Origin of the sequence: Arthrobacter oryzae (genome assembly GCF_031454875.1) — a bacterium.
GTDB classification, from domain to species: domain Bacteria; phylum Actinomycetota; class Actinomycetes; order Actinomycetales; family Micrococcaceae; genus Arthrobacter; species Arthrobacter oryzae_D.
Genome location: NZ_JAVDRQ010000008.1, coordinates 255122 through 278513, shown reverse-complemented (window position 1 = coordinate 278513; position 23392 = coordinate 255122). Strand labels below are relative to the sequence as shown.

The 23392-nt window shown below is 66.1% G+C and carries 20 protein-coding genes; 9 read left to right on the top strand and 11 right to left on the bottom strand.

The genetic code is table 11. The annotated features are described in order from the left end of the window. The first annotated feature begins 60 nt into the window (after nucleotides 1-60). From J2805_RS16265 to J2805_RS16250, 4 genes are all read left to right on the top strand, one after another. Nucleotides 61-1149, top strand: a complete 1089-nt coding sequence (locus J2805_RS16265) for a fatty acid desaturase family protein (protein ID WP_309977994.1) — start codon at nucleotides 61-63, stop codon at nucleotides 1147-1149. A gap of 174 nt (nucleotides 1150-1323) precedes the next feature. Further along, nucleotides 1324-2289: a quinone oxidoreductase family protein gene (locus tag J2805_RS16260; protein ID WP_309977992.1), complete on the top strand. Its 966-nt coding sequence runs from the start codon at nucleotides 1324-1326 to the stop codon at nucleotides 2287-2289. A 138-nt stretch (nucleotides 2290-2427) separates the two neighbouring features. Then, nucleotides 2428-6369, top strand: a complete 3942-nt coding sequence (locus tag J2805_RS16255; protein ID WP_309978052.1) for a Pls/PosA family non-ribosomal peptide synthetase — start codon at nucleotides 2428-2430, stop codon at nucleotides 6367-6369. A 55-nt stretch (nucleotides 6370-6424) separates the two neighbouring features. Then, a complete protein-coding gene (locus tag J2805_RS16250; protein WP_309977990.1) occupies nucleotides 6425-7801 on the top strand; it encodes a M1 family metallopeptidase in 1377 nt (458 codons plus the stop codon). Between the two features lie 36 nt (nucleotides 7802-7837). On the opposite strand, the gene J2805_RS16245 is transcribed toward J2805_RS16250, so the two are convergent. Genes J2805_RS16245 through pheS form a run of 3 tightly spaced genes read right to left on the bottom strand, consistent with a single transcriptional unit; the run spans nucleotide 7838 to nucleotide 12158 of the window. Further along, complete coding sequence (locus J2805_RS16245; RefSeq protein ID WP_309977987.1) at nucleotides 7838-8518, bottom strand: 4'-phosphopantetheinyl transferase family protein; 681 nt, start codon at nucleotides 8516-8518, stop codon at nucleotides 7838-7840. 32 nt (nucleotides 8519-8550) lie between these two features. Next, entirely contained in the window at nucleotides 8551-11094 is a 2544-nt protein-coding gene (gene pheT, locus J2805_RS16240) for a phenylalanine--tRNA ligase subunit beta (protein ID WP_309977985.1), read from the bottom strand. Nucleotides 11095-11096: 2 nt separating this feature from the next. Further along, complete coding sequence (gene pheS / locus J2805_RS16235; RefSeq protein WP_309977983.1) at nucleotides 11097-12158, bottom strand: phenylalanine--tRNA ligase subunit alpha; 1062 nt, start codon at nucleotides 12156-12158, stop codon at nucleotides 11097-11099. 294 nt (nucleotides 12159-12452) lie between these two features. Between pheS and J2805_RS16230 the strand changes: the two genes are divergently transcribed. Together J2805_RS16230 and J2805_RS16225 are read left to right on the top strand one after the other, a co-directional pair. Then, nucleotides 12453-12938: a hypothetical protein gene (locus J2805_RS16230; RefSeq protein WP_309977980.1), complete on the top strand. Its 486-nt coding sequence runs from the start codon at nucleotides 12453-12455 to the stop codon at nucleotides 12936-12938. 1 nt (nucleotide 12939) lies between these two features. Continuing rightward, nucleotides 12940-13587 carry an SIMPL domain-containing protein gene (locus tag J2805_RS16225; protein WP_309977978.1) on the top strand — a complete coding sequence of 216 codons (648 nt, stop codon included), beginning with the start codon at nucleotides 12940-12942 and terminating at the stop codon, nucleotides 13585-13587. A 29-nt stretch (nucleotides 13588-13616) separates the two neighbouring features. Here the strand turns inward: J2805_RS16225 and pcp are convergent, their stop codons facing one another. Then, on the bottom strand, nucleotides 13617-14270 hold the full coding sequence (gene pcp / locus J2805_RS16220) for a pyroglutamyl-peptidase I (protein ID WP_309977976.1): 654 nt from the start codon (nucleotides 14268-14270) through the stop codon (nucleotides 13617-13619). Between the two features lie 77 nt (nucleotides 14271-14347). On the opposite strand from pcp, the gene J2805_RS16215 reads away from it, so the two are divergent. Beyond that, nucleotides 14348-15517 (top strand): Rv2578c family radical SAM protein, encoded by a 1170-nt coding sequence (locus J2805_RS16215; RefSeq protein ID WP_309977974.1) that lies wholly within the window; start codon nucleotides 14348-14350, stop codon nucleotides 15515-15517. 126 nt (nucleotides 15518-15643) lie between these two features. Here J2805_RS16215 and J2805_RS16210 read toward each other — a convergent pair whose 3' ends face one another. The 4 genes from J2805_RS16210 to J2805_RS16195 all read right to left on the bottom strand — a co-directional run bounded on the left by J2805_RS16210 (nucleotide 15644) and on the right by J2805_RS16195 (nucleotide 18819). Next, entirely contained in the window at nucleotides 15644-16447 is an 804-nt protein-coding gene (locus J2805_RS16210; protein ID WP_309977973.1) for a MetQ/NlpA family ABC transporter substrate-binding protein, read from the bottom strand. Nucleotides 16448-16530: 83 nt separating this feature from the next. After that, nucleotides 16531-17232, bottom strand: coding sequence for a methionine ABC transporter permease (locus J2805_RS16205; protein WP_309977971.1), 702 nt, complete (start codon nucleotides 17230-17232; stop codon nucleotides 16531-16533). After that, entirely contained in the window at nucleotides 17229-18209 is a 981-nt protein-coding gene (locus J2805_RS16200; protein WP_309977969.1) for a methionine ABC transporter ATP-binding protein, read from the bottom strand. The genes J2805_RS16205 and J2805_RS16200 overlap by 4 nt, the downstream gene beginning before the upstream one ends. A gap of 157 nt (nucleotides 18210-18366) precedes the next feature. Then, nucleotides 18367-18819: a (deoxy)nucleoside triphosphate pyrophosphohydrolase gene (locus tag J2805_RS16195; protein ID WP_309977968.1), complete on the bottom strand. Its 453-nt coding sequence runs from the start codon at nucleotides 18817-18819 to the stop codon at nucleotides 18367-18369. A 204-nt stretch (nucleotides 18820-19023) separates the two neighbouring features. Between J2805_RS16195 and J2805_RS16190 the strand changes: the two genes are divergently transcribed. Then, nucleotides 19024-20235: an MFS transporter gene (locus tag J2805_RS16190; protein ID WP_309977966.1), complete on the top strand. Its 1212-nt coding sequence runs from the start codon at nucleotides 19024-19026 to the stop codon at nucleotides 20233-20235. Between the two features lie 62 nt (nucleotides 20236-20297). Here J2805_RS16190 and J2805_RS16185 read toward each other — a convergent pair whose 3' ends face one another. Beyond that, nucleotides 20298-21215 carry a cation diffusion facilitator family transporter gene (locus tag J2805_RS16185; protein WP_309977964.1) on the bottom strand — a complete coding sequence of 306 codons (918 nt, stop codon included), beginning with the start codon at nucleotides 21213-21215 and terminating at the stop codon, nucleotides 20298-20300. Between the two features lie 233 nt (nucleotides 21216-21448). Here J2805_RS16185 and J2805_RS16180 point away from each other — a divergent pair, with 233 nt between their 5' ends. Further along, nucleotides 21449-21727, top strand: a complete 279-nt coding sequence (locus tag J2805_RS16180; RefSeq protein WP_309977963.1) for a GlsB/YeaQ/YmgE family stress response membrane protein — start codon at nucleotides 21449-21451, stop codon at nucleotides 21725-21727. A gap of 107 nt (nucleotides 21728-21834) precedes the next feature. On the opposite strand, the gene J2805_RS16175 is transcribed toward J2805_RS16180, so the two are convergent. Both J2805_RS16175 and rplT read right to left on the bottom strand, forming a co-directional pair. Then, nucleotides 21835-22731: a TrmH family RNA methyltransferase gene (locus J2805_RS16175; RefSeq protein WP_309977961.1), complete on the bottom strand. Its 897-nt coding sequence runs from the start codon at nucleotides 22729-22731 to the stop codon at nucleotides 21835-21837. Between the two features lie 45 nt (nucleotides 22732-22776). After that, on the bottom strand, nucleotides 22777-23292 hold the full coding sequence (rplT, locus tag J2805_RS16170; protein WP_214953203.1) for a 50S ribosomal protein L20: 516 nt from the start codon (nucleotides 23290-23292) through the stop codon (nucleotides 22777-22779). Nucleotides 23293-23392: the final 100 nt, after the last annotated feature.

Below are 23392 nucleotides of genomic sequence, written 5' to 3'. Positions count from 1 at the left end.
ACCGTGCGGTCCGAATGTCGGCTGCAGCGTTGCCCGTAATAGTTACGAGGCCCCGAGTCCATGACCCCCACAACTACTTCGGAGCGCCCCCAGTCGCGTGTCCGGCAGCCCAATGCGGTTGTCCTGAGCTACTCAGAACTCCTGAAGACCGTCAAGGCCGCGGGCCTGCTGGAACGACGCGTCGGCTTCTACATCACGCTCTTCTCCATCCTGGTGCTCCTGATGACCGCCACGTGGTTCGGTTTCGCGCTCATCGGTGACAGCTGGTTCCAGCTCCTCATCGCCGCAGCTTTGGGCATCCTGTGCACCCAGCTGAGCTTCCTGGCACACGAGGCCGGGCACCGACAGATCTTCGCCTCACGCCGCGCCAACGACTGGGCTGCAAGGCTGCTCGCCACCTCCGTTGCCGGCATGAGCTATTCCTGGTGGGAGCAGAAGCACGGCGCGCACCACAACCACCCGAACGTCATCACCAAGGACCCTGACATCGCACCCGGGCCCATCGCTTTCCACGCCGAGGCGGTTGCCGACCGGCAGGGACGGTTCGCCTTCCTCACCCGCAAGCAGGGCTGGTTTTTCTTCCCGCTGCTGTTCCTGGTGGGCCTCGGCCTGCAGATCGATTCGGTCAAGTTCATCTTCCGCCGCGCCAAGGTCACGCACCGCTGGGTTGAACTCCCGATCCTGCTGGTACGCCTGAGCCTGCTGCCGGTCCTCACCTTCACCTTCCTGCCGTGGGGCATGGCGCTGGCGTTCATAGGCGTCCAGCTTGCCGTCTTCGGTTTCTACATGGGCGCTTCCTTCGCCCCGAACCACAAGGGCATGCCGGTCCTGCCAGCGGACAGCCGCGTTGACTTCTTCAGCCGCCAGGTCCTGACCTCACGGAACATCTCCGGCGGCCGTTTCATGGACATCCTGCTCGGCGGCCTGAACCGCCAGGCCGAGCACCACCTCTTCCCCGATATGGCCCGCCCGCAGCTGGATAAGGCCGCCGTGATCGTCCGGGAGTTCTGCGCCAAGCACCAGGTTCCCTACACGGAGACCACCCTGCTGCAGTCCTACGGCATCATCGTCCGTTACCTCAACGACGTGGGGCTCTCCGCCGGCCGCCACTTCGAATGCCCCATGGCTACCGTTACCCGCCGCTACTAGGCTCCCCGTCCCAGGATCGCCGTCCAGGCGCATACCCCCTGGGCGCACGCCCGCAATCCACGTTTGACCCGAAGTGACGGCCGGTTACCGGCCGTCACTTCGTCGTTGCCACCGGTATCCCTAGGATGGATCCAGTATCCGGGCCTGGAAATCCCAGCCCAGGGAAGGAGACCCATGATGCACGCAATCGTCGCCCGCCAGGCGGGCGGTCCGGACGTCCTGGAACTGGCAGAGGTCGAACGGCCCGTTCCCGGTCCCCGCCAGATCCTGGTCAAGGTCGCCGCCACCGGAGTGAACTTCATCGACACCTACAAGCGCAGCGGCACCTACAAGGTGTCGTATCCGTTTACGCCGGGTTCCGAGGCAGCCGGCACGGTGGAGGAAGTGGGCGAAAGCGTAACAGTGTTCTCCCCCGGAGACCGGGTGGCCACCGCTGAAGGCACCAACTGCTATGCCGGCTACATCCTCATCGATGAGGACAAGGCACTCCCTGTCCCCCGCGGCGTGGACGACTACACCGCAGCGGCACTGCCGCTCCAGGGCATCACCGCGCACTACCTGATCAATTCCTCGTTCCGCGTCGAACCGGGCCACACGGTGCTGCTCCATGCCGGTGCCGGCGGCGTGGGCCTGCTCATGATCCAGCTGCTCAAGGCGAAGGGCGCCCGCGTCATCACCACCGTCTCCGCCGACGACAAGGAGACGCTGGCCCGCGAAGCCGGTGCGGACCACGTGCTGCGCTACGAAGGCTTCTCCGCCCGGGTCAGGGAGCTGACCGACGGCACCGGGGCGGACGCAGTGTACGACGGCGTCGGGAAGGACACCTTCGACGGTTCCCTCTCTGCCCTTCGGGTCCGCGGCACGCTGGTGCTCTTCGGTGCCGCGTCCGGACCGGTTCCGCCGTTCGATCCGCAGCGGCTTAATGCCGGCGGGTCGCTGTACCTGACCCGGCCGACGATGGGCCACTTCCTGCGCAACGCCCAGGAACGCCGCTGGCGCTCCGATGAGATCTTTGCGGCGGCCGCCGACGGCAGCCTCAAGGTCCGGATCGGCGGACGCTACGACCTGGCGAAGGCGGCCCAGGCGCACGACGACCTGGAACAGCGCCGCACCACCGGCAAGGTCATCCTCGTACCGTGACGCGGTAAACGGCGCGCAAACGCCCCATGACGCTGCGGCGAACGGCGACACCTTCTGTTCATCTTGTGCGGAGAGAATCACCCCGTGACTGAACAACCGCAGGACCCCGGATCCGAGACCACGCCGGAGACCGTCCCCCTGGAAGGACGCACTGCACTTCCGGCGGTCCGGAACGTGTACTTGCCGCAACTGGCGGGCGCCTCCGCCGCGCCACCGGAGCGGACGCTGATCGATATTCTCCAGGCCACGGCCCGGCAATATCCGGAGGCATCTGCCCTGGATGACGGTCACCGGCGCCTGAGTTACGCCCAGCTGATGGCAGAAGTCAGGGCCGCAGCGCGTGAGCTTCATCTCGCCGGCCTCGGCGCCGGCGACAAGATCGGCGTCCGCATCCCCTCGGGGACCAACAGCCTTTATGTCTCCATCCTGGCCATCCTGCTCATCGGGGCGGCGTACGTTCCCGTGGACGCCGACGACCCGGACGAACGCGCCAGGCTGGTGTTCGGGGAGGCCCGCGTGGCCGCCATCCTGAAGGCCGACGGCAAGATCGTCACGGGTGGCAAGCGCCCCCAGCCGTTCCCGGAGCCCCGGATGCCCGGGCCCGACGACGATTCCTGGGTGATCTTCACCTCCGGCTCCACCGGCACGCCCAAGGGAGTCGCGGTTCAGCACCGGTCCTCGGCAGCGTTTGTGGACGCCGAAGCCCGGCTCTTCCTCCAGGACGAGCCCATCGGGCCGCAGGACCGGGTCCTGGCCGGTCTTTCCGTTGCCTTCGACGCTTCGTGCGAGGAGATGTGGCTGGCATGGCGTTACGGCGCGTGCCTCGTCCCCGCACCCCGTTCGCTGGTCCGGACCGGAATGGACCTCGGGCCGTGGCTGATCAGCCATGGCATCACGGTGGTGTCCACGGTTCCCACCCTGGCCGCGCTCTGGCCGTCCGAAGCACTCGAAAACGTCAGGCTGCTGATTTTCGGCGGCGAAGCCTGCCCGCCGGAACTCGCGGAGCGCCTTGCCGTGGACGGCCGGGAAGTGTGGAACACCTACGGCCCCACCGAAGCCACGGTCGTGGCGTGCGCGGCGCCGCTGGGCGCTTCCGGCCCGGTCCGGATCGGCCTGCCGCTGGACGGCTGGGACCTTGCCGTTGTCGATGCGGCCGGCGTTCCGGTGGCAGAGGGAGAAATCGGCGAGCTCATCATCGGCGGCGTGGGACTGGCCCGGTACCTCGACTCCGCCAAGGACGCTGAAAAGTACGCACCGATGCCGTCCCTGGGATGGGCCCGAGCGTACCGGTCCGGTGACCTGGTCCGGTATGAAGCGGAGGGCCTGGTCTTCATGGGGCGCGCCGACGAGCAGGTGAAACTCGGCGGCCGGCGGATTGAACTCGGCGAGATCGACGCCGCTCTGCAGGCACTGCCGGGCGTTGCCGGCGCAGCGGCGGCAGTCCGCACGACGGCGGCCGGGAACCAGATCCTGGTGGGCTACCTTGCTCCTGCGGGCACCCGGGAAATCGACCTGGCGGCCGCCCGTGAACTGCTGGGGGCCAGCCTTCCGGCGGCGCTTATCCCGCTCCTGACGGTGGTGGACTCGCTTCCCACCAAGACCAGCGGCAAAGTGGACCGCCACTCCCTGCCCTGGCCGTTGGCCGGAGCGGGGGCGGCCGATGCGGACAAGGCTCCGCTGAACCTGCCGGACGACGCCAGCTGGATCGTGGAGCAATGGGGCAGCGTCCTGGGAACACCGGCGTCGAGCCTGGATGCTGACTTCTTCGCCCACGGCGGCGGATCCCTGGCAGCAGCGCAGCTCGTCTCGGCGCTGCGGGTCCGCTATCCCACCATTACCGTGGCGGACATCTACGCCACGCCCCGGGTGGGCGCGCTGATCGATGCCGCCCGTCAATCCCTGCCTGACGGACCGGCCGGGCCTGCGCCCGAGCGGGAAGTCCGTCCCACCGCACTGAAGTCGCAGATTTTCCAGACGCTGATGGGGGTCCCGCTGCACATCCTCGTGGGGATGCGCTGGCTCACCTACGTGATGGCGGCCAACAACCTCCTAGCGGCCTTCGCCGGCTTCGCGGCCGCTCCCGTGATTTCCTGGTGGTGGGTGGCCGCCTCGTGGCTCGTGTTCGTGAGCCCTGCCGGCCGGATGGCGATTTCTGTGGTGGCCGCCAGGACCCTGCTCCGAAAGGTGGTCCCCGGGACCTATCCCCGCTCCGGCAAGGTGCACCTGCGCCTGTGGCTGGCCGAACAGATCCAGGACCTGGCGGGCGCCGTCAGCCTGGCCAGCGCGCCGTGGGTCCCCTATTACGCGAAAGCCCTCGGGGCGAAGATCGGCAACGACGTTCAACTGCATTCACTGCCGCCGGTCACCGGCATGCTGTCGCTGGGGCGGGGCTGCAACATCGAACCCGAGGTGGATCTCTCCGGCTGGTGGATCGACGGCGATTCCGTCCACATCGGCCCGGTGCACGTTGGAGCCGGCGCAACGGTGGGTGCACGCAGTACGCTCATGCCCGGAACAAGCATCGGAGCGGGCGGCCAGGTGGAGCCGGGATCGGCTGTCCTCGGAAAGGTGAAGGCCGGGCAGCTCGTAGCAGGTTCCCCGGCCGAGCGGATCGGAAAGGCCAAGCACTCATGGCCGGACACGCCGGCAGCCCATCCCCTGATCGGCAGGCTCTGGTTCGGTGCATTTGCCGCCGCCTCCGCTGTCCTGGCCACCATCCCCTACCTTTCCGCTGCAGCCGGAGCCCTGGTGGTCTTCCTGTTCATCCGCGGCAGCGAATCCCTCTCTGCGGCAGTTCCCCAGATCCTGGCCTCCCTTCCCCTGGCAGCCCTGGCCTGGTTCGTCACCAACCTCCTGCTGATCCTCGGCACCACCCGCCTGCTCGGCGTGGGGCTGAAGGAAGGCTACTTCAGGGTGCGGAGCAGAATCGGCTGGCAGGTCTGGGCTACTGAACGGGTGCTGGACCTGGCCCGCGATGTCCTGTTTCCTATTTACGCCAGCCTTTTCACGCCGGTCTGGCTGCGGTTGCTCGGAGCCAAGGTTGGTAAGAACGTGGAGGCCTCCACTGTCCTGCTGCTCCCGAAGATGACCACCGTCGGCGAGGGCGCTTTCCTTGCAGACGACACCATGGTGGCCTCGTACGAACTCGGCGGCGGATGGATGCGGATTGCCCCAGCCAAGATCGGCAAGCGCTCCTTCCTCGGCAACTCGGGGATGACCGGTGCGGGACGAAGCGTCCCCAAGAACTCGCTGGTGGCCGTCCTCTCGGCCACCCCGGCAAAGGCCAAATCCGGCACCTCCTGGCTGGGCAGCCCTCCGGTCCGGCTGCGGCGCACCGCTATCGCCACCGATAACACCCTGACCTACCAGCCACCACTCCGGCTGAAGCTGGCCCGCGCCCTGTGGGAGCTTTGCCGCTTCATCCCGGTGGTGCTCACCGTGGCCCTGGCAGCCGGTGTGATGCTCGCCTTCGACTGGCTGGCCATGGCGTCCGGATACGCTATCGCGGCCCTGCTGGGCGGCCTGGTGGTTCTTGCAGCAGGTGCTGTCGCCGCAGCCAGCGCCGTCGCCGCAAAATGGCTGCTGGTGGGCAGGATCAGGGCCGGCGAGCATGCCCTGTGGAGTTCCTTCATTTGGCGGAACGAGGTTGTGGATACCTTTGTCGAAATGGTCAGCGCGCCGTGGTTCGCCCGCTCGGCATCGGGGACACCGGCCCTTGTCTGGTGGTTACGAGGCCTTGGTGCGAAGATAGGCCGCGGCACCTGGTGCGAGAGTTACTGGCTGCCTGAAGCGGATCTGGTGACACTGGGCGAGAGTTCCACAGTCAACCGGGGGTGTGTGGTCCAGACGCACCTTTTCCACGACCGCATCATGAGCATCGACACTGTTACGCTCGAAGACGGAGCCACAATGGGACCCCATGGCGTCATCCTTCCGCGGGCACGCATCGCGAGGGGCGGCACGGTGGGGCCGGCATCCCTGGTGATGCGCGGGGAAACCGTTCCCGCCGCCACGTACTGGATGGGCAACCCGGTCAGCCCGTGGGCAGGCCCGGCGGTGCCGGCCCGGCGGCTCAAGTAGCTCCAGCCCTGCATGTCCCGGATCCGCAACCGTACGCAATACGAAGGCCCGCTCTATGAGTTTTGCAGCAACATCCAGCCCTGACGGCGTGCGGCGGCCGGACGAGCCGACAGGCTCCCCGGATCCCTATGTCCCCGGGCATGGCACGAACGCCTACCGGGTCACGCGGTACGAACTGGAACTGGACTACAAACTGGCCAGCAACAGGCTGAACGGCCGGGCAGTCCTGTACGCAGAGGCGGACCGGACGGCGTCGGCCGTAGTCCTGGACCTGGCGGGAATGCGCGCCGTCAAGATTTCACTCAACGGGAAACGGGTACGGAAATTCAGCCAGCGCGCTGAGCAGCTGGTGGTGGTGCCCGACACCGCACTGCTGCCGGGAGACCGCTTCACACTCGACATCCGATACGAGGGAAATCCCGCTCCCCGCCGCGGCCTGTGGGGGGAAGTGGGCTGGGAGGAACTCACCGACGGAGTACTCGTGGCAGGCCAGCCCAACGGCGCCGCCTCCTGGTTTCCGTGCAACGACCATCCCCAGCACAAAGCCAGCTACAGGATTTCAGTCACCACGGACGTCAATTACCGTGCTGTCTGCAACGGACTGCTGATCTCCCGCAGGACCGGGTCCAGCCGCGAGACCTGGACCTACGAACAGGCCGAGCCGATGTCGACCTACCTGGCCACCGTCCAGATCGGCCGGTACGACGTTCTGACCCTGGACACAACGCCCGTTGCCGGCAGCGTCCCGCAGCATGTCGCGGTACCCCCTTCCCTGGCAGATTCCGCGATCCGCGGCCTGGCCCGCCAGCCGGAGATGATGCGGACGTTCGTCAACAGCTTCGGCCCCTATCCCTTCCAGGAGTACACCGTGGTGGTGGCCGAGGACGAGCTCGAAATACCCCTCGAAGCCCAGACGCTCTCCATCTTTGGCCCCAACCATCTCAACACCGACTGGGAATCGCAGCGGCTGATCGCCCACGAGCTGTCGCACCAGTGGTTCGGCAATTCCCTGACCGTCGCGTCGTGGAGCGACATCTGGCTGCATGAGGGGTTCGCCTGCTACGCGGAGTGGCTCTGGTCCGAGGCTGCCGGCGTCATGAGCGTCGCGGACCGCGCCGCTGCCGCCTGGCGGAAGCTCGACGCCGGAAGCCAGGACATCGTGGTGGGCGACCCCGGGCCCGAGCTGATGTTCGACGACCGGGTGTACAAGCGCGGCGCCCTCGCGCTGCATGCGCTCCGCAGCCGGTGCGGCGACCTCGCCTTTTTCGCGCTGCTGCACGACTGGGCCGCGAACAACCGCCACGGTTCCGTCTCCACCGCCGCGTTCATCCAGACCGCTGACCGCGTGGCCGGAATCGATTCGGAAGCACTGCTGCATCCTTGGCTGTTCGAAGAGGCACTGCCGGCCCTGCCGGTCCGCTCGGAGGCCTGAGTACCTGCAACCTGGCCACCTCCAAACAGCCCCGGCTTACCCGACGGAGACGGCGGCCACCAGGCCGACCGGCAGCCCGGACGCGGCGGGGTCCAGGTCAACGAGGCCCGGCCGGTCAAGCACGTCAAGTGTCTCAGCCGGCCGCCGAAGGCCCTCCCCCGTCATCTTCAGGTAGGCCTCCTTCCGCGCCCACAGCCTGGCCCGGCCGCGAAGGAGCTCATCCCCAGACAGGGACGCCACCGCCCGGCGTTCCGCCGGAGTCAGCGCCACGGCGTCGAAACCCTCAAAATCCAGCCGCCGCGGATCCTCGACGTCGGCGCCCAGCCGCTGCCCGGGCCGGGGCTCCGGCACGGCCGCCAGCAGGGTCCAGCCTGCTGCGCGCGACAGGCTCAGCAGCAGGGGCGCCGGGGTTCCGTCCAGGGTGTAGCCGGGCCGGCCGTGGGCGACGCCCGGGCCGCTGCCGCAGCGGGGGCAACTGTACGTGGCGGTCAGATCCTGTGCGCGCACTTCCAGCAGTTCCGCCGCGAACAGGCGCTGGGCCAGCCGGGATGCCAGGAAATCCTGCCGCGGCACGGGCATCATGGCGCGTGCCCGCTCCAGCTCGGGCGGATCCAGGACACGCGAGGCATCCCGCTCCAATTCCGCAACGGCCTCGGCCGGATCACGCCCGGGGACGCGGAAGGGCGGGCATGCACGCACAACAAGCTGTGGTGCCATGGGCCCGCCCTCCCGGTGTTAACCTTGAACGCTTAGCGCTGGACGGCTCCGAACCGCTCGGCGGCCACGGCGACGGCGCTCTCACGGGCGGCAGACGCCTCGTCCGCTGTGAGCGTCCGGTCAGCGGCACGGAAACGGAGGCCAAAGGCCAGCGACTTCTTGCCGTCCTCGATGCCCTTTCCGGCGTACACGTCAAACAGAGCCACGTCTTCGAGCAGCTCGCCGGCGCCTTCGCGGAGGGCGGCCAGGACGTCGTCGGCCGGTATGTCCTTGGGGACCACCAGGGCAACGTCCTGGGTGGCCACCGGGAACCCGGAGATGTGCTTCGCCACGATGACGTCCGCTGCCGCTTCGAAGAGGGCATCCGCGTTGAACTCAAGGGCCACCGAACGTGCCGGCATATCGTGCGCAGCCAGCAGCTTGGGGTGCAGTTCGCCGGCATAGCCAACAACCTCGCCCGACCGCAGGGCCAGCTGGGCCGCGCGTCCGGGGTGGTAGGCCTGGTGGTGGCCCTGGCTGACCACGATTTCGACGCCAAGGACGTCTCCGGCCAGGCGGGCAATGTCCACGGCATCGGCCCAGTCCCAGGCACGCGGCGTGTGAGCTGCGGCAGCGGGCGAATCGTGGCCGGTCAGCACCGCAGCGATGTGCAGCGGCTGGTCCGGAACGCCGTCGTACAGGGCATCCAGCACCTCATCGGAGGGCTTGACGCCGAGCGGCGGGATGGACGGCGTACCCACGGAGTCACCCGGCAGGAACACCAGGCCGGCTTCGAAGACCGCCAGGTCGCGGAAGCCGCGCGAGTGGTTGCGCTTGGCCACCTCGATCAGGCCGGGAAGGATGGACGTCCGCAGGTAGCCCTGTTCCTCGCTGATCGGGTTGGCCAGCTTGACGGCCTTGCGGGCGGTTCCCTGAACGGCTACGCCGAAGGTGTCATTGGCAGCCTTGGACACGAACGGGTAGGCCAGCACCTCGGTGAGGCCGGCATCGGCCAGGGCCTGGACAAGGCGCCGGCGCTGCTGCTGCACGCGGGTGAGGCCTCGTCCGGGGGGCGCCACGGGAAGTGTGGCCGGGATGTTGTCGTAGCCCACCAGCCGGGCGATTTCCTCGGAGAGGTCTTCCTTGGTCTCGAGGTCGTTCCGCCAGCTCGGGGCAGTGACTGTCCAGCCGGCGTCGTGCTTCACCACGGCAGCGCCGAGGTCCTCCAGTGAGGTGACGATCTGCTCGTCAGTGAACTCGATACCGATCCGTGCTGCGGCGAAAGCCGCCGGCAGCTCGATGGTCACGGCGTCGGGCGCGGTCCCGACGTCGGTGCCGGCGTCATCGGCGGTTCCGCCGGCCAGCTCCATTAGGAGGTCAACCACCCGCTGCGCGGCGATGCCGGCAACCTGCCAGTCAACGCCGCGTTCGAAGCGCTTGGACGCTTCGGAGGGCAGTTTGTGCCGCCTGCGCGACCGGGCGACCGACACCTCGTCGAAGTGTGCCGCCTCAACCAGGACGTTCGTGGTGGAGTCGGACACTTCGGTGGCGGCGCCGCCCATGACGCCGGCGATGCCGATCGCTCCTGAACTGTCGGTGATGAGGAGGTCCTCGACGTCGAGCTTCCGCTCCTTGCCGTCAAGGGTGGTGATCTTCTCCCCTGCCACCGCGCGCCGGACCACGATGTCGCCGGACAGTTTGTCCAGGTCGTAGCAGTGCGTGGGCTGGCCGAGCTCGAGCATGACGTAGTTGGAGATGTCCACGGGGAGGGAGATGGAGCGGATACCGGCAAGCCGCAGCCTGGAAACCATCCACAGGGGCGTGGGTTTGGTCGCATCCACGCCCCGGACGGTGCGGGCAACGAAGCGGTCGCAGCCGGGCTTGCCGTAAATGGGAGCGTCGTCGTTGAGCTTGACGCCGTAGCCGCCGGCCAGTTCAGCCGGCGCCTGCACCTTCGCCGCCGGGTCCGTGAAGGACGTCCCCGTGGCGTGGGCGTATTCGCGGGCCACGCCGCGGATGGAGAACGCGTAGCCGCGGTCAGGCGTCACATTGATCTCGGCGGCCTGGTCGTAGAGACCGAGCAGTTCCATGGCGTCGGTGCCGATTTCCGGGTCCAGGCCGATCCGGGACAGTACCAGGATGCCGTCGTGATCGTCACCGATGCCCAGTTCGCGGACGGAGGCGATCATGCCCGCGGACAGGTGGCCGTACGTCTTGCGGGCCGAAATGTGGAAGTCTCCGGGCAGCACGGCGCCGGGAAGGGTGACCACCACTTTGTCGCCTTCCACGAAGTTGTGGGCACCGCAGATGATGCCCTGGACGCCGGAGGGGTCAATGCCCTTGCCGGTGAGGGTCTGCTCCTGCCCCTCGGGGACCACGCGGACCTGGCACCAGTTAATGGTTTTGCCGTTGGTCTGCGGTTCCTTGACCAGGCTCAGGACCTGGCCTACCACGATGGGGCCGCTGAGCGTGTCCGTGGGGCGGTGGACGGCTTCCTCTTCAAAACCGACCTTGACCAGCTCGGCCATGACGTCTTCGGCCGTTGCTCCGGCCGGTACCTGCGCGAATTCGCGCAGCCAGGAAAGTGGGATACGCACTGTTAGATCTCCATCCCGAAGTGCTCGCTGAAACGTACATCGCCTTCGATCATGTCGCGCATGTCGCCTACCTCGTTGCGGAACATGAGGGTGCGCTCGATGCCCATGCCGAAGGCAAAACCTGAATAGACGTCCGGATCGATGCCGGCCGCCCGGAGGACGTTGGGGTTGACCATGCCGCAGCCGCCCCACTCGATCCAGCGCGGTCCGCCCTTGGCGCCCGGGTGCCAGATGTCCAGTTCCGCGGACGGCTCGGTGAACGGGAAGTAGTTGGGGCGAAGCCGGATCTGCGCCTCGTCACCGAACATCTGCCGGGCAAAGTGCTCCAGCGTTCCGCGGAGGTCCGCCATGCTGAGCTTCCTGTCGATGGCCAGGCCCTCGAACTGGTGGAACACGGGGGTGTGGGTGGCGTCCAGTTCGTCGGTGCGGAACACCTTGCCCGGGCACAGCACATAGATCGGCACTTCTCGTTCCAGCATGGAGCGGACCTGCACCGGGGACGTGTGGGTGCGCATCAGGAGGTGCGCCTCGGGGGGTTCCACGAAGAACGTGTCCTGCATTTCGCGGGCAGGGTGGTCCGGCTTGAAGTTCAGGGCGTCGAAGTTGAACCATTCGGATTCGACCTCGGGGCCTTCGGCGATTTCCCAGCCCATCCCGACGAAGATGTCCGCCACGCGGTCCTGCAGCGTGGACAGCGGGTGGCGCGCACCGGCACGGCGGCGGCGCGGCGCGGCAGTGACGTCCACGGTTTCCTCGACGAGGATCCGTGCGTCATTTTCGGCTTCCAGCTCGGCTGTGCGGTCCGCGAGCGCCTTGTTGACGCGTCCGCGGGAGGCGCCCATGAGCTTTCCGGCGGCGGCCTTCTGGTCCTTTGCCAGGCCGCCGATTTCACGGTTGGCGAGGCTCAGCGGCGATTTCTCCCCGGTGTGCGCAAGCCGGACGGCCTTGAGCTCATCGAGCGAGGAGGCGGCGGCAATGGCGGCTACGGCGTGGTCTGCGGCGGCAGTAATGGCGGCTTCATCCAGAGGGTTCGGGATGGCAGCGCCCGGCAAAGTTTCAGTCATCTACTGTTCTTAGCTACGAGTCGGGTATCGCCAGCGAGCTGTCCAGCTGCATTCGGGTCCACCGGCAGCGTGTCCGTCACTGACTTGTCGTTCCACGCGGCCGTTTTCAGCGGACGCGTGAAGTGACAAAGGGCAGGGCTCGCCGGAATTCGTCCGGCGGGCACTCTCCCCCAGTCTAGTTGAAGGCGCCCGGCTGAACGTGCCACGGCAGCCAACGTGACTGCCTCCGCAGCGAGGGCGCAGGAGGCGCGGCAGGCAGGAGCGGGGATCACCGGCTGCCGCTACCATGGCCTCATGACCTCCGGACAGCGGCTGCGGCAGATCGCCAACGCGCTGAATGCATCAACGTTCCTTGGCCTTCTGCTGGCTTGGAGTGCCCGCACGTCCGTGCGGACCGGCCCCCGCGGCCTGCTGATCGCCACAGGCTACCGGTGGCGGCTACCCTTTGCGCAGGCATTCACCGTGGGGAACGTGGTGCTGTTCCGTACCGAGGCTGCGGAGGCCCTGTCCAATCCTGTGCTGCTAGGGCATGAGGAACGGCACAGCAGCCAATACGCCTGGTGCGGTGGACTGCCCTTCCTGCCGCTGTACTTCATCGCGGCCGGGTGGTCGCAGCTGCGGACGGGAAACCCGGGTTCTGCCAATGTCTTCGAACGACTGGCGGGCCTGGAGGCCGGCGGATACGTGGAAAGGCGCACCCGTAAAACGGAAGCGCCGTACCAAGACAGTACCGACAAGCGCCGTACGGGCAATGCTGCCCCCGATCGAATCGAGGCATGACATGACCGAAATCGCACGGACCATCACGGTGACGGGCTCGGGGACGGCTGAGGCAGTGCCTGACCTCCTGACCGTTTCCATCGGCGTCGAGTGCCGACGGGAGGACGTCGGCGCCGCATATGCGGCAGCCGGGAGGGCTTCGGCCGGGATCTCGGCGGTACTGCGGGAGCACGGTGTCAGCGACCCGGACATCAGCACCTCCGGCCTCAACGTGCGCGCCGACGTCGTGTGGAAAGAAGGCGAGGGCCAGACTGTGGCGGGGTATGTGGCCTCGAGCATGCTGGCCGTCCGGCTGCGCGATGTTTCCGGCGCCTCGGAGGTTATCGCCAAGGCGGTGGGCGCCGGCGGCAATGACGTCAGGCTGAACGGGCTGGACCTCGGCTTCGCGGACCCGGCCGCCGTCACGGCAGAGGCCCGTGAAGCAGCCTGGCACGATGCATTGGCCACCGCCAGGCAGTTCGCGACATTGGCGGGCGCTGAACTTGGTCCGGTTGTCTCCGTCACCCAGCAGCCCGCGGCCCCGGGACCGATTCCGGTGGCGAAAATGCAGCGCGCCATGGCCACGGACTCAGTAGGAATCGAGGCCGGACAGTCGAGCGTCCCGGCAACAGTCGGTGTTGTCTGGGAGCTTCGCGCGCCAGGCAGCTAACGGCGCCCGCCTCCGGGCGCAGCGACCGGCTAGTGGAGGGTACCGGCGGACAGCCTGATGTCCGTCGTCGTGGACATGGCAGTTCGGACGACGACGGCGAGCGCCTCCGCCATGACGGCGACAGGCAGTGACGGGGTACCGCTGCCCCGGGGCACCTGCTGCGTCTCATACGGGACATGGATGAAGCCGCCCCGCGTTGCGGTCGGCGCGCCAAGCCGTGTCTCCAGCGAGTGCATCAGGGCGTAGAAGATGTGGTTGCAGACGTAGGTGCCGGCGGTTTGCGATACCTCGGCGGGGATCCCGGCAGTACGCAGGGCTTCGAGCGCCGCCTTGACCGGCAGCGAGCTGAAATAGGCCGCCGGTCCGCCGGGGACCACTTCCTCATCCACGGGTCGGTTCCCGGCGTTGTCCGGGATGCGGGCATCGTCGCAGTTGATGGCGATTCGCTCCAGCGAGATCCGCGGCCGCCCTCCGGCTTGGCCCACGCAGATCACGAGTTCCGGGTCGTAGCGCTGCAGCGCATCCCCCAGAACGGTGATGGATTGCCCGAACACGCACGGCAGTTCCACGGCAGCGACGGCGTGGCCGTCCGCCTTCAGGATGGCGGACGCCGCCGCCGCGGCGGTCCAGGACGGGTTGGTGGTCTCGCCGCCAAACGGTTCGAACCCGGTCAGGAGAATCATGGGCACAGCGTAGCAACAGCCTCGCGGCGGGCGTTGGGGCCTTGACTTAAATTCGAACATACCTTCGAATGGTAACCATGAGATGGGACGCACAAGCACTCCGGCCGGCGACTGCAGAGAACAGCGCAGGCAACGCACCAGCAGCCGCCCCAGCCGTTGACGCGTTGCTGCCGTTGGCCGGGCTTGTGCGTTCCGTCTCGACCCCCGAATTCGCCGGGGTCACTTTCCATGAGGTCACCGCCAAATCGGTGCTCAACAAGGTGGCGGCCGGTTCCCGAATGCCCTTCGAATGGACCGTCAATCCCTATCGCGGCTGCAGCCATGCCTGCGTCTACTGCTTTGCCCGCAAGAGCCACACCTACCTGGACTTTGATGCCGGACTGGACTTTGACAGCCAGGTGGTGGTCAAGATCAACGCCGCCGAAATCCTGCGGAAGGAACTTGCCAAGCCGTCGTGGGGCCATCACCACGTGGCCTTGGGCACCAACACGGATCCGTACCAGCGCGCCGAGGGCCGCTATCAGCTGATGCCCGGCATCATCCGCGCGCTTGCAGATTCAGGAACGCCGTTGTCCATCCTCACCAAGGGGACCCTGCTGGCCAGGGATATCCCGCTGCTGAAGCACGCCGCTGCGCATGTGCCCGTGGGGATCGGGATTTCGCTGGCCATGACTGACGAACAGCTGTCCGAGGCAGTCGAGCCCGGAACTCCGGGCCCCAGGGCTCGGCTCAAGCTGATCTCCCGGCTACGGGAGGCCGGCTTGCCGTGCGGCGTAATGGCCATGCCCATCCTGCCATGGCTCTCGGACAGCGACGAGGCACTGGATTCGCTCTTTGGCTCACTCGCTGCCGCAGGCGCCACGGGCGTGACGGCCGGGGCCCTGTACCTCAAACCGGGGACGCGGGAATGGTTCATGCAGTGGATCGCGGCCCGCCACCCGGAACTGGCGGGCCGCTACCGCCGGCTGTACGGCACCGGATCCTACGCATCCAAGGAGTACCGCGAATGGCTCGCGGGGCGGATCCGCTACTTCAAGTCCAGGCACGGCTTTTCCGGTTCGCACGGGTTCAGCCACCGCGAGCTGGCACAGGACCCTCGGGAAGAGGAAGCGCAGTATCCCGCCGGGAGCATTCCGGAAGCCGGAACCGGTCCCGGCAGGACGGCAGTCCACCGGGGAGCCGCAGCAACACCCGGCGGGGCCGGCCATGCTGCCGGCACGGACACCACGCAGCCCACACTGTTCTGACGCAAGCTCTTTAAACGCAAGCTCTTCCGGCGCTCATCTGACGCAAGCGGTCCTTAAACGCCCCGGCTCCGGCACTGCCGTGGGCAGGACCGGAGCCGGAGAGCGCAAGCCGGGCTAGGTGGCCGGTTAGCTGGCCGGGATGACCAGGCCCTTGAACTTGGTGTTGATGAAGTCCTTCATCTCCTGCGAGGTGAGGATTTTGTACAGCTTCTGCACGCGCGGATCGTCCTTCATTTCAGCCTTGACGGCGAGGACGTTGTAGTACGCGCTGTCCTTGCCCTCCACAAGCAGCTGCTTGTCGGCACTCAGCCCGGCGGGCAGGGCAAAGGCCAGCGTCACGATCGCGGCGTCCTTGTCGTTGAGCGCCTGCGGCAGGCTGGCATTCTCGATTTCAGTGAACTTGAGGTTCTTCGGGTTCGCTTTGACGTCTTTGAGCGTGATCGGGTTTTCGGTGACTTCGATGAGCCCCTTCGATGCCAGCAGCTTGAGGGCGCGGGATTCGTTCGTGGGGTCGTTGGGGATGGCCACCGAAGCCCCGTCCGGAAGGGCATCAAGGCTGGCGATGTCGTTGGAGTAAAGGGCCATCGGCGGCAGGTAGACCTTGCCAACGCTCACGAGGTTCTTGCCGGAAGCCTTGTTGTAGGTTTCCAGGAAGGTCGAGTTCTGGAAGAGGTTGGCGTCGATGTCGCCGTCACTCACAGCCGGGTTCGGCGTGTTGTAGTCGCTGAACTCCTTGTACTCCACCGTGAGGTCTTCCTTGGGGGCGAGCTCACGCTGCACGTGCTTGAGCATGTCGCCGGCAGGCACCGCCAGGGCACCGACCTTGATGGTCTCGGCGGACTCGGCGGAGCTGCCGGCGCCACAGGCTGACAGGGCCAGGATGGCGGCCACTCCGGTTGCGGCGGCCTTCAGGATGCGTGATCGGAACATGGGAACTCTTTCGCAGAATGGAACATATTTGGGGGAAATGATGCGGGAGGAGCACCGGCGGTCTGCCGCCGGATGAAGCGGCGCTAGCGGTGTGACAGACGCCGCGCGGCGAAATTACCGAGGGATTGGAAAACCTGCACCAGCAGGATCAGCAGGATCACAACACCGAACATGTACTCGGGGCTGTAGCGCTGGTAGCCGTAGCGGAAGGCAACGTCCCCGAGCCCGCCCCCGCCGACGGCGCCCACCATGGCGGAGTATCCGATGAGTCCGACGACGGTGGTGGACAGCCCAAGCGCCAGGGCAGGAACCGCTTCGGCAACCATTACCCGGGTCAGGATGGTCCACCGGGTGGCACCGAGCGATTCGGCGGCTTCGATCAGCCCCCGGGGAACTTCGCGGATGCCGATCTCCACAAGGCGTGCAAAGAACGGGATTCCGGCAATGGTCAGCGGCACAATGGCAGCCGTCGCTCCGATGAAGGAGCCAACTATGAGTCGGGTGAAGGGAATCAGCAGGATCATCAGGATGATGAACGGGACGGACCGGCCAATGTTTACCACCACGTCCAGCAGCCGGTTGATGACCGTGCCAAGGACCCTGCTGCCGAACGGCTTGGCGAGGAGTCCGCCGGGCTCGGTGGTCACGAGGAGGACGCCGGCCGCCAGGCCGAATACCACCGTGAAGAGCAGGCTGAAGCCCACGGTATAGAACGTCTCGCCGGTGCCTTTGAGAATGGTTTCGAAAAGGTCCCGCCAGAAGTACGGGTCGTCACGGTCGATCACTTGATGACCTCCACAAAGAGTCCCTGGGTGCGAAGATCAGCCACTGCCGCTGCAACGGCGGCCCGCTCGCCCGGCAGTTCCAGGCGGGTCCGGCCCGTCTGCCGGCCGTGGATGGTTTCCACGGCCGCGCCGAGGATTCCGACGTCGATCCCGTGCCTGCGGGCCAGCCGGGCAATTACCGGGCTGTCGGGGGTGGCTCCGGTGAAAGTGATTTCGATGATGGTGTTGTCCGTTTCCGGGATGTCGCCGAGGGGGAAGAGCGCGTGGCCCAGCAGGGACCTTTCGGTGGTCAGCAGCTGTTCCACGGGGCCCTGTTCCAGGATCCTGCCCTCGCTCATGACTGCGGCCGCGTCGCAGATGCGTTTGACCACGTCCATTTCGTGGGTGATGAGCAGCACGGTCAGGCCCATGTCCTTGCTGAGCTGCCTGATGAGGTCGAGGATCTGGGTGGTGGTCTCGGGGTCCAGCGCGGATGTTGCCTCGTCGCTGAGGAGGACGGACGGCTTGGACGCCAGCGCCCGGGCAATTCCGACACGCTGCTTCTGGCCGCCGGACAGTTGTGCCGGATACGCGGCCGCCTTGCCGTGGAGTCCTACCCGCTCGAGAATTTCCAAAGCCTGGGACCGCCGGGCGGCGCGCCCCACTCCGGTGATTTCGAGGGAGAGCTCAACGTTGGCCTGCACGGTCCGGCTGCTGAGCAGGTTGAAGTGCTGGAAGATCATGCCGATGTTGTGCCGCGCACTGCGCAGTCCGGAACCGGTGAGCGCAGTGACGTCGCGGCCGTCCACCGTGACAGATCCGGTGTCGGGGCGCTCCAGCGAGTTGATGGTGCGAATCAGGGTGCTCTTGCCGGCACCGCTCTGGCCAACAACGCCAAAAATCTCGCCGCGGCCCACAGCCAGCGAAACGTCGTCCAGCGCCCGGACGGCTGACTCCCCGGAGCCATAGCTCTTCGACACCCGGTCTACGGAAATCATGGGGCTCCCTGTGGTGGCTCAAATCCTCGCAGAACGATTTTCCGCAAAAGCGGGCGCGGAGATCGTCCGCACCCATCATAAGAATTCTGCCCAGAACCTCGCAGAGCCGCCAATCCGAATTTATTCCGCTGAAAGGGGTTTCAACCCTCGGATAATTTCATGATTTGAGTGTAATTCGTTCAGATCCCGCAACGGCAGCCAGCAGTGCACGGACAATCGGGAAGTCTGCAGGAATCCAAGGCAGGCTGAGAGCTTCATCACTTCCTGCCAGGCTGATCCAGCGAAGTTCGTCGTGGTCTTCCAGCGGGCGCGGCTCGCCATCAGCAATCTCGGCAAACCAGACGCGCATGGAGGCCTTGGCATTGAGCGGCCAGCCGGAAGCGGATTCCGCCTCCAGCTCGGGGCCCAGCCGGACGCCAATGCCCAGCTCTTCGCGGAGTTCGCGGCGCAGAGCGTCTTCCGCGGATTCCAGGGGCTCCACCTTTCCGCCCGGGAACTCCCACATCCCGGCGAACTGGGGCGGTGCCGTCCGCCGCGCCACCAGCAGCCGGGCCGGGGCGCTCAGGGAATCCACAACAGCTCCGCCAACAACATTGATGAGTCCAGTCACCGCAACAGTCTATGGGGGACAATGGTTCAGGCCGATTCCTCTGCACCCGCCAGACAGCTGTCGCACCGGAATACGGACCACTCCCCCAGCGTTGCAGTAATCAGATTTATTCTGCCGTGAACGTGCCCCCATGTTGCCCGCATTGCGGGAACGTGAGCGGCTGAAGCAAAACCGCCAGGACCAGAACTTTCGAAGAGCAGGCCAATGACCTCCACGCCCACCCTCAGCCCCGCCAAGCCAAAGGCCGGAACACAGCACCTTGCCCTGGCCATCGTGTCCCTCGCGATGGGCGGTTTCGGCATCGGCGTCACTGAATTCGCCATGATGGGACTACTCAAGGAGGTGGAACAGGGGCTGAACATCGGCACTCCCGAAGCCGGCCACCTCATCTCCGCCTACGCGCTCGGCGTCGTCATCGGGGCCCCGGTATTGGCCGCCGTCGGCGCCAAGCTTCCACGCAAGCACCTGGCCCTGAGCCTCATGCTGTTCTTCAGCCTGGCCAACCTCACGTCATTCATTGCTCCGGATTACGGCACCATGCTGTTGTCCCGGTTCGCTGCCGGCCTGCCGCACGGAGCGTTCTTCGGTGTGGCCGCCGTGATCGCGGCATCGCTGGTCGCTCCGACCAGGCGGGGCTGGGCGATATCCATGGTCATGGCCGGGCTGACGATCTCGAACGTCATAGGAGTTCCGTTCGCCACATGGCTGGGCCAGGCTTTTGGCTGGCGCCTGCTGTTCGTGCTCGTAGGCGTGATCGGGCTCGTGACGCTTGCCATGCTGTGGAAATTTGTCCCCTTCCAGGCAGCGCACCCTGACGCCAGCATCCGCCGGGAACTTGGCGCGCTGAAGCGGCTGCAGGTCTGGCTCGCAATCCTCATCGGCATCGTGGGCTTCGGCGGCTTCTTTGCCACCTACACCTACATTGCGCACACCATGACCTCCGTGGCGGGTATCCCCGCCGCCTGGCTGCCGCTTGTCGTGGCGCTGTACGGCCTGGGCATGGTGGCAGGAAACATTGTCGGCGGCCGTATCGCTGACAGGTCCGTCATGGGCACAATCTATTGGGTCCTGCCCGGGATCGCCGTCGCCCTGGTTGTCTATGCAGTAGCGGTGCACTGGCCGTGGTCCGCCTTTGTGATGGTCTTCGTGGTGGGCGGCGCAGGGTCCCTCCTGGTCCCTGCACTACAGACCCGGCTTCTGGATGCCTCTCCCGATGCCCCGTCCCTGGCATCCTCGCTCAACCACGCGGCCCTCAACGTGGCGAACGCCCTCGGCGCCTTCCTTGGCGGCCTGGTCATTGCTTGGGGATGGGGCTATGTTGCGCCTGCCCTCGTGGGGGCGGTCCTGGCAATCCTGGGCCTGGGTGTTGCCTTGATCAGCGGCCTGCTGGAACGCAAAAGGCCGCTGGTCTCCTAGCCCGCCTCAGCAGGTTCGGTCCAGCGGCCTTCTCCCCGGCGCAGTAGCCCCGGCGCATTGAATCAGACGTGCGCGCGCACCACGTCGGGCTCCAGGTAGATGACCCGCGCAATCGGCACGGCTTCGCGGATGCGGCTTTCAGCGTCGTCGATGACCTTGGCGATCTCAGCGCCGGTAGCGGCGGCGCCGACGCTGATCTTTGCAGCGACCAGGAGTTCCTCGGGGCCGAGATGCAGGGTCTTCAGGTGGATGATTTTGGTCCCGTCGGCCTCGATGGCGCTGCTGATCCGTGCGGAGTCAGCCTTGGAGGCGGATTCGCCCAGCAGCAGCGACTTGGTCTCCAGGGCAAGCACGATGGCGATGGCCACCAGCAGGAAGCCGATCATCGCGGTTCCAAGGGCATCCCAGATGCCGTCGCCGGTCAGCAGGGTGAGGCCCACGCCGAACAGTGCGAACACCAGGCCCAGCAGAGCACCGAGGTCCTCGAGCAGGATGACGGGGAGTTCGGGCTGCTTGGCATTGCGGATGAAGTGCACCCAGCTCTGCTTGCCGCGCACATGGTTCGACTCGATGATTGCCGTCCGGAATGAGAACGATTCGGCGATGATTGCACCGACCAGCACGGCCAGCGGAACCCACCAGAAGTCGCCTTCGATGGCGTGCGGGTGCTGAATTTTTTCCCATGCCTCGTACAGCGCAAAGAGGCCGCCCACGCTGAACAGCACAATGGAGACGATGAACGCGTAAATGTAGCGCTCACGCCCGTAACCAAAGGGGTGCTCGGGGCTCGCGGCACGCTTGGCGCGCTTGCCGCCCACCAGCAGGAGGATCTGGTTCCCGGAGTCGGCAACGGAGTGGATGGCCTCAGCCAGCATTGACGACGACAGCGTCAGGATAAATGCAACGAACTTCAGTACAGCGATGGTCAGGTTTGCAGCCAGAGCCGCAACGATCGCCTTCGTACCGCCATTTGCAGCCAAGTGAGCTTCACCTCTTCAGGGATTGCCGGAAAATTTGCACGTGCGATCACCGCACAACGCTGATGCCCGCAAGGAATACCGTACCCGCCCGCCGCGGCCGGTCGCACCGCACGTCACGGCTAACGACACCAAAACAATGAAACTAAGCCTGCTGACAAGGAAACACAGCGTGTGTTAGCTTGAAGCCATAATCGGGACCCGTAGTGAGTTCCGACGAAAATGTAGGAGGAGACATGGGCTTTCTTGGCTGGATCATTCTCGGACTCATTGTAGGAGCAATCGTCAAGGCAATCATGCCTGGCAGCGTTGGCGGCGGCTGGGTCACCAGCCTCGTGCTTGGTGTTGTCGGCGCCATTGTGGGCGGCTGGATCGGCGATCTTCTGTTTGGCGGCGGCAGGATGGAATTCTGGAACCTTGGTTCCTGGCTGCTCGCCATAGTCGGCGGCCTCGTGGTTGCCGGAATCTACGGCTTCATCACCGGCCGGGGCAGGGCGAACAGGACCACCCCATAACCGCATTCACCATCGCATCAGGCACTGGGGTGCCGGTGTGATGATTACGACGGCGGGGGCTCACCGAAAGGTGGGCCCCCGCCTTTGTGTTCAGGCAGGAAAGCCGGTCAGGCCCGCTTCTGCGACCGGGCGCTTGCGTAGAGGCATACAGTGGCGGCGGTGCCGAGGTTCAGGCTCTCTGCTTTCCCGTAGACGGGTACGGCCACCCGATGGTCGGCCAGCGCGATTTCTTCCTCGGACAGGCCCTGGGCCTCGTTGCCGAAGAGCCACGCTGTGGGCTTCTCCAGTGCGTAGATCGATTCCGCGGCAGAGTCCCCCAGACGGCGGGCCGCGTTCTCGTCCTGGAGCCGGTCCAAATTCAGCTGGCCGTAACCGTCGGCAGCGAGGACCCCGATCCCCCGTTCCTTGCACCGGGCCACCAGCTCAGCCACATCGGCGCCTAGGACGATCGGCAGATGAAAGAGGGATCCCGCCGTCGAGCGGACAGCTTTGGGATTGTAGATGTCCACGCTGGACGCGGTCAGGACGACGGCGTCGGCACCGGCCGCATCGGCGGCGCGGAGCACGGTTCCTGCGTTACCGGGGTCGCGGACCTGGCACAGGACGGCGACGAGCTGCGGACCGGCGTCGAGTACCTGCTCAAGGCTCACGTCCAGGAAAGCGCAGACCGCGAGAATGCCCTGCGGGGTGACCGTGTCCGCCATTGCGGCGAGCACTTCGTCGGTGGCGAGGTAGGCGGTGGTGCCCTCCGCGAGTGCCTCCAGGTCCGGGTGCCGGTCCAGGCAGGACTCACTCGCGTAGACCTCATAGACGATGCCGGGCTCCCCCGCTGCAAGCCGCTTCTGATGCAGCGTCAGGGCCTCGCGTACGGCCTGCGGGCCCTCCGCCAGGAACTCGCGGCGCTTTAAACGTGCCGGGCGCCCGGCAAGTTGTGCCACCTTCCTTACCCGATCAGCTCGGGGGTTGGAAAGTGGAAAGTCTTGCGGGCGCCCGGTTTCGTTCATATAAGAACCTTAGTTGCTTTGGCGGCCGGTTCTTGAACGGGGATGTTACTCGGCAGCCTCGTCAGCAGCCGGCTTCTTGGCAGCCTTGGCCTTGGGGGCCTTCTCTGCGGGAGCTTCCTCTGCCTTGGCGGCCTTGGCAGCCTTAGCCTTCGGGGCCTTTGCCTTCGGAGCAGCTTCAGCAGCGACGGCCGGAGCGGAGGTGTCAGCAGGCAGTGAGTCCTTGGCGATCTGGACCAGGGCGGCAAATGCGTTGGCGTCGGAGACGGCCAGTTCTGCCAGCATGCGGCGGTCCACCTCGACCTCAGCGGCCTTCAGGCCCTGGATCAGGCGGTTGTAGGTCAGGCCGTTGGCGCGGGATGCAGCGTTGATTCGCTGGATCCACAGGCGGCGGAAGTCGCCCTTCTTCTTCTTGCGGTCGCCGTAGCTGTACACAAACGAGTGCAGCAGCTGTTCTTTGGCCTTGCGGTACAGGCGTGAACGCTGTCCACGGTAGCCCTTTGCGCGTTCAAGGATAACCCGGCGCTTCTTGTGGGCGTTGACCGCCCTCTTCACACGTGCCACGTGCGTACTCCTTCAGAATTCTGATCCCAAGCGACTACTGCCGGAACAACCGGCTGGCCTGAGAAGCCTTTTTGGTAGTTGACTGTTGCCAGGTGGCGAA

Coding starts and splice junctions, on each gene's coding strand:
- J2805_RS16245 (WP_309977987.1), bottom strand. CDS start 8,518: ATGGCACCACAGCTTGTTGTGCGTGCATGCCCGCCCTTCCGCGTCCCC.
- J2805_RS16175 (WP_309977961.1), bottom strand. CDS start 22,731: ATGAACGAAACCGGGCGCCCGCAAGACTTTCCACTTTCCAACCCCCGA.
- J2805_RS16230 (WP_309977980.1), top strand. CDS start 12,453: ATGACCTCCGGACAGCGGCTGCGGCAGATCGCCAACGCGCTGAATGCA.
- J2805_RS16265 (WP_309977994.1), top strand. CDS start 61: ATGACCCCCACAACTACTTCGGAGCGCCCCCAGTCGCGTGTCCGGCAG.
- J2805_RS16190 (WP_309977966.1), top strand. CDS start 19,024: ATGACCTCCACGCCCACCCTCAGCCCCGCCAAGCCAAAGGCCGGAACA.
- J2805_RS16200 (WP_309977969.1), bottom strand. CDS start 18,209: ATGATTTCCGTAGACCGGGTGTCGAAGAGCTATGGCTCCGGGGAGTCA.
- pcp (WP_309977976.1), bottom strand. CDS start 14,270: ATGATTCTCCTGACCGGGTTCGAACCGTTTGGCGGCGAGACCACCAAC.
- J2805_RS16250 (WP_309977990.1), top strand. CDS start 6,425: ATGAGTTTTGCAGCAACATCCAGCCCTGACGGCGTGCGGCGGCCGGAC.
- J2805_RS16225 (WP_309977978.1), top strand. CDS start 12,940: ATGACCGAAATCGCACGGACCATCACGGTGACGGGCTCGGGGACGGCT.
- J2805_RS16215 (WP_309977974.1), top strand. CDS start 14,348: ATGAGATGGGACGCACAAGCACTCCGGCCGGCGACTGCAGAGAACAGC.
- J2805_RS16210 (WP_309977973.1), bottom strand. CDS start 16,447: ATGTTCCGATCACGCATCCTGAAGGCCGCCGCAACCGGAGTGGCCGCC.
- pheS (WP_309977983.1), bottom strand. CDS start 12,158: ATGACTGAAACTTTGCCGGGCGCTGCCATCCCGAACCCTCTGGATGAA.
- J2805_RS16260 (WP_309977992.1), top strand. CDS start 1,324: ATGATGCACGCAATCGTCGCCCGCCAGGCGGGCGGTCCGGACGTCCTG.
- J2805_RS16180 (WP_309977963.1), top strand. CDS start 21,449: ATGGGCTTTCTTGGCTGGATCATTCTCGGACTCATTGTAGGAGCAATC.